This is a genomic window from Vibrio sp. 10N.222.48.A3, assembly GCF_041475345.1.
Classification (GTDB): domain Bacteria; phylum Pseudomonadota; class Gammaproteobacteria; order Enterobacterales; family Vibrionaceae; genus Vibrio; species Vibrio tasmaniensis_A.
This window is the reverse complement of record NZ_JBFRVX010000161.1, coordinates 1-3835: the sequence shown is the minus strand read 5'-3', so window position 1 is coordinate 3835 and position 3835 is coordinate 1. Positions and strand designations below refer to the sequence as shown.

4 protein-coding genes are annotated in these 3835 nt (G+C 45.0%); all 4 read right to left on the bottom strand.

Annotated features, from left to right (window positions below; all coding sequences use genetic code 11):
* Positions 1-931: FtsH protease activity modulator HflK (hflK, locus tag AB4653_RS05975; RefSeq protein WP_372103565.1), on the bottom strand; the 931-nt coding region annotated here is incomplete at its 3' end.
* A 27-nt stretch (positions 932-958) separates the two neighbouring features.
* Positions 959-2266, bottom strand: coding sequence for a ribosome rescue GTPase HflX (gene hflX / locus AB4653_RS05970; protein WP_017101855.1), 1308 nt, complete (start codon positions 2264-2266; stop codon positions 959-961).
* Between the two features lie 44 nt (positions 2267-2310).
* Positions 2311-2577, bottom strand: coding sequence for an RNA chaperone Hfq (gene hfq / locus AB4653_RS05965; RefSeq protein WP_004735866.1), 267 nt, complete (start codon positions 2575-2577; stop codon positions 2311-2313).
* Positions 2578-2769: 192 nt separating this feature from the next.
* Complete coding sequence (miaA, locus tag AB4653_RS05960; protein WP_009847880.1) at positions 2770-3702, bottom strand: tRNA (adenosine(37)-N6)-dimethylallyltransferase MiaA; 933 nt, start codon at positions 3700-3702, stop codon at positions 2770-2772.
* Positions 3703-3835 lie beyond the last annotated feature (133 nt).

Sequence of the window (3835 nt, the reverse complement as noted above, 5' to 3'; positions counted from 1 at the left end):
GGTATTCAGGTAGCAGTTTCTCGAACTGAGCTACTTGACCTAGAGCACCATTAACTGTGCGCTCTGAGTAACCCACCGCTTCTTTCTTCAAACGCTCAGCACGACCTGTTGCTTTTGGAAGAATATCATTTCGGTAAGCTTCAGCTTCACGCTCGAAACGCTCTTCATCCTCACGAGCCGCGATAGCATCATCAAATGCATCTTTCACTTGCTCAGGTGGACGTGCTGACTGGAAGTTCACGTCAACAATCAGAATACCCATGTCGTAGCTATCAATAATACGGTTCAACGTTTCTTGAGTGCTTTGACGAATCTGCTGACGACCACTTGTCAAGATACTATCCATTAGTGAGTCACCAATTACCGCACGAAGCGCAGAATCGGTTGCTTGGCGTAAACTGTCGTCTGCATTCGTTACACGATACAAGTATTTGTATGGGTCAGAAACACGGTATTGAACACCCATTTCAACGGTCACAACGTTTTCATCTTTCGTTAGCATGGTGCCAGCAGCACGTAGAGAACGAATCGCTTGAACGTTTACCAGTTGCTCATCTTTGATTTCATCGATAAAGCGTGGGTGCCAGTTAAGACCAGGTTCCTCGATACGGTCGAACTGACCCAGTCGAAGTACTACTGCTCTTTCTGCTTCGCCAACGGTATAGAAACCAGCGAAGAACCAGATAGCAATCGCAATGACAGCAATGACACCAAAGCCAATCGCACCGCCACCACCAATAGATGGCCCGTTACCGTTGCCACCTTTTTTACCAAACTTGCCACCTAACTTTTGACTTAGTTTACTAAACACTTCGTCTAAGTCTGGCGGTCCTTGATCTCGGCCGCCGCGATTATTGTTCTTACCCCAAGGGTCGTTATCGCGGCCGTTATTATCGCCGTTGTTGTTATTTCCAGGCTCATTCCACGCCATTAGAAAGCTCCATCATTTGATATGACGTTATACTGTAGCAGTCTCTTTGGTAACGATAAAGCCACCTAAGAGCGCCCCTTCTCTTTTTTCAAGTTTAGACCAATCTATTTGTTGCATTCGGATACCTATCAACAAGTTACCATTTTCATCATACTCTTCTTGTTGAATACATTTCATCTCAAAGAATAAGCTACGAATACGGCCCTGATGTTGATGTGGAATACACAATCGGAATTGAACCATTTGACTTGCTAAACGCTCAGTTAAAGCTTCAAACAGCAGTTCAATGCCTTCTCCTTCCATTGCAGAAACCCAAACAGCGCGAGGTGCGCCCTCTTCGTCTCTTTCAATTCGAGGTTTTTGGTCTTCCATGCAGTCAATTTTGTTCATGACTACAAGGGTTGGCACTTCATGAGCATCGATTTCTTCTAATACTTCATGAACAGCCTGAATGTTCTCACGAAAGCGGTCATCACTGGCATCAACAACATGTAACAAAATGTCAGCTTCCTGCGTCTCTTGTAACGTAGCCTTGAACGCAGCGACCAAGTCGTGTGGTAGATGGCGGATAAAACCTACGGTATCTGCGAGAATTGCAGGCCCGACATCTGCCAAATCAATCTTACGTAGTGTTGGGTCTAAGGTTGCAAACAGTTGGTCTGCCGCATAAACACCAGCACTTGTGATGCGATTGAAAAGTGTTGATTTCCCCGCGTTGGTATAACCAACCAAAGAAATTGTTGGGATTTCAGCTCGATTACGAGCACGTCGTCCTTGTTCACGCTGCTTAGCGACTTTCGCTAAACGACGTAATATTGCCTTTATACGGTCACGCAACAAACGTCGATCGGTTTCCAGTTGAGTTTCACCTGGACCACGAAGACCAATACCACCTTTCTGCCTTTCAAGGTGAGTCCAACCACGAATCAATCGAGTAGAGATATGACGAAGCTGAGCGAGCTCAACTTGTAGCTTACCTTCATGAGTTCGCGCACGTTGTGCAAAGATATCTAAGATCAAACCCGTGCGATCAATCACACGACATTTACACAATTGCTCGAGGTTTCGCTCTTGGGCAGGAGAGAGGGAGTGGTTAAAAATCACAATTTCAGCACCGGTTAGCTGAACAGCTTGTGCGATTTCTAGGGCTTTACCTTCTCCAACGTAGTATTTAGGGAGTGGGGATTGTCGGCTACCAGTAATCACTTGTAGCGTTTCTACCCCCGCTGAGGAGACCAGCATTTCACATTCGCTCAGGTCTTCCCATTCTCCCTCTTGCGTGAAGTTGATATGAACAAGTACGGCTCGCTCGCCGGATTCATAACGGTCAAACAAGCAACCAACTCCTTATTACAGCGCAAGCTGTATCAATTGAACGATTAATCTTCAGTCTTCTCAGGACGATCAGATGGCGCGCGTTGTTGCTCGCCGCTGTGGTGACTCACTGCACGAGCAGGAACCACAGTAGAAATCGCATGCTTGTAAACCATTTGGTTTACTGTGTTCTTCAATAAGATCACGAATTGATCGAAAGACTCGATCTGACCTTGCAGCTTGATGCCGTTAACAAGATAGATAGAGACTGGAATGCGCTCACGACGGAGTGCATTTAGGAATGGGTCTTGTAGCGATTGCCCCTTAGCCATTTTATTTTCCTTATTTATATTTTGTTGTAATTATTTAGCTAGTGGTGCACAAAAAGGTGCGGCCTTTGCATCTGAGCTAAACGAATAAAAAAACTCCGTTGTTATTGAAAGGCTGTGATTTTTAAAAGCCTCAACAACTGATCCTTTCCAGAGTATATTCACGCAAAAGCGATCACATTATACACAGCAATACTAATCAGATGCTATTGCATCTGAAAGAGTTTCTAACGCCTGTTCAATGTTTTCGCTATCCAACCAAGTTAAATCATCCCAACTGCGTAACCAGGTGATTTGTCGCTTGGCCAATTGACGGGTTGCGCAGACACCACGGAAAACCGCTTCGTCTAAATCGCAATTCCCATCTAAATAATCCCACATCTGCCTATAACCAACGCATCGGATCGATGGTAGTTCAGGGTGAAGATCCTCTCTGGCGTACAACGCTTTCATTTCATCTTCAAATCCCGCTTCTATCATCTTCTCGAAACGCAGCTCAATGCGGCGATGGAGTTCTTTCCTTTCCTTGGGAGCTATTGCAAATTGTTTTACACGAAATGGCAGGCTATCGCCTTTCGTTTGAGTTAGCTCTGTTAATGTTTTACCCGAAATTCGATAAACTTCCAATGCCCTTGAAAGCCTTTGTGGATCATTTGGGTGTATTCTTTCAGCGGATACGGGATCTATCTCTCTTAATTGATCATGCAATGCCTGCCAACCCTGTTCAATAGACTCCGCTTCAATCTGCTTACGAATCTCTTGATCCGCGGCGGGTAGTGGCGATAAACCTTCCAACAATGCCTTGTAGTAAAGCATTGTGCCACCAACAAGTAGCGGGATTTTACCTTCCGCTACAATCTTATTCATTTCACTGATCGCATCACGACGAAAGTCAGCCGCAGAATACGCTTCGCTTGGATCGAGAATATCAATCAAGCGATGAGGCGCGAGCGCGAGCTCTCCTGCATCCGGCTTAGCAGTACCAATATCCATGTCTTTGTAGATTAGCGCCGAATCGACACTGATGATCTCTACCGGGTATTTCTGACGCAAGCGGATAGCTAAATCTGTTTTTCCTGATGCCGTTGGGCCCATTAAAAACAACGCTAAAGGTAATTTTTCAGTCATGATATTTTGTATTTATTTCTCTGTTAGAGCACTTAATTAAAAGGCTTCATGTCGCGATACTCTTGTCTACTAAGAAAAGCCTCATCGCAACAGTTAAATCGTAAACAGCCGAAGCCGTAAATAAGCTTAATTT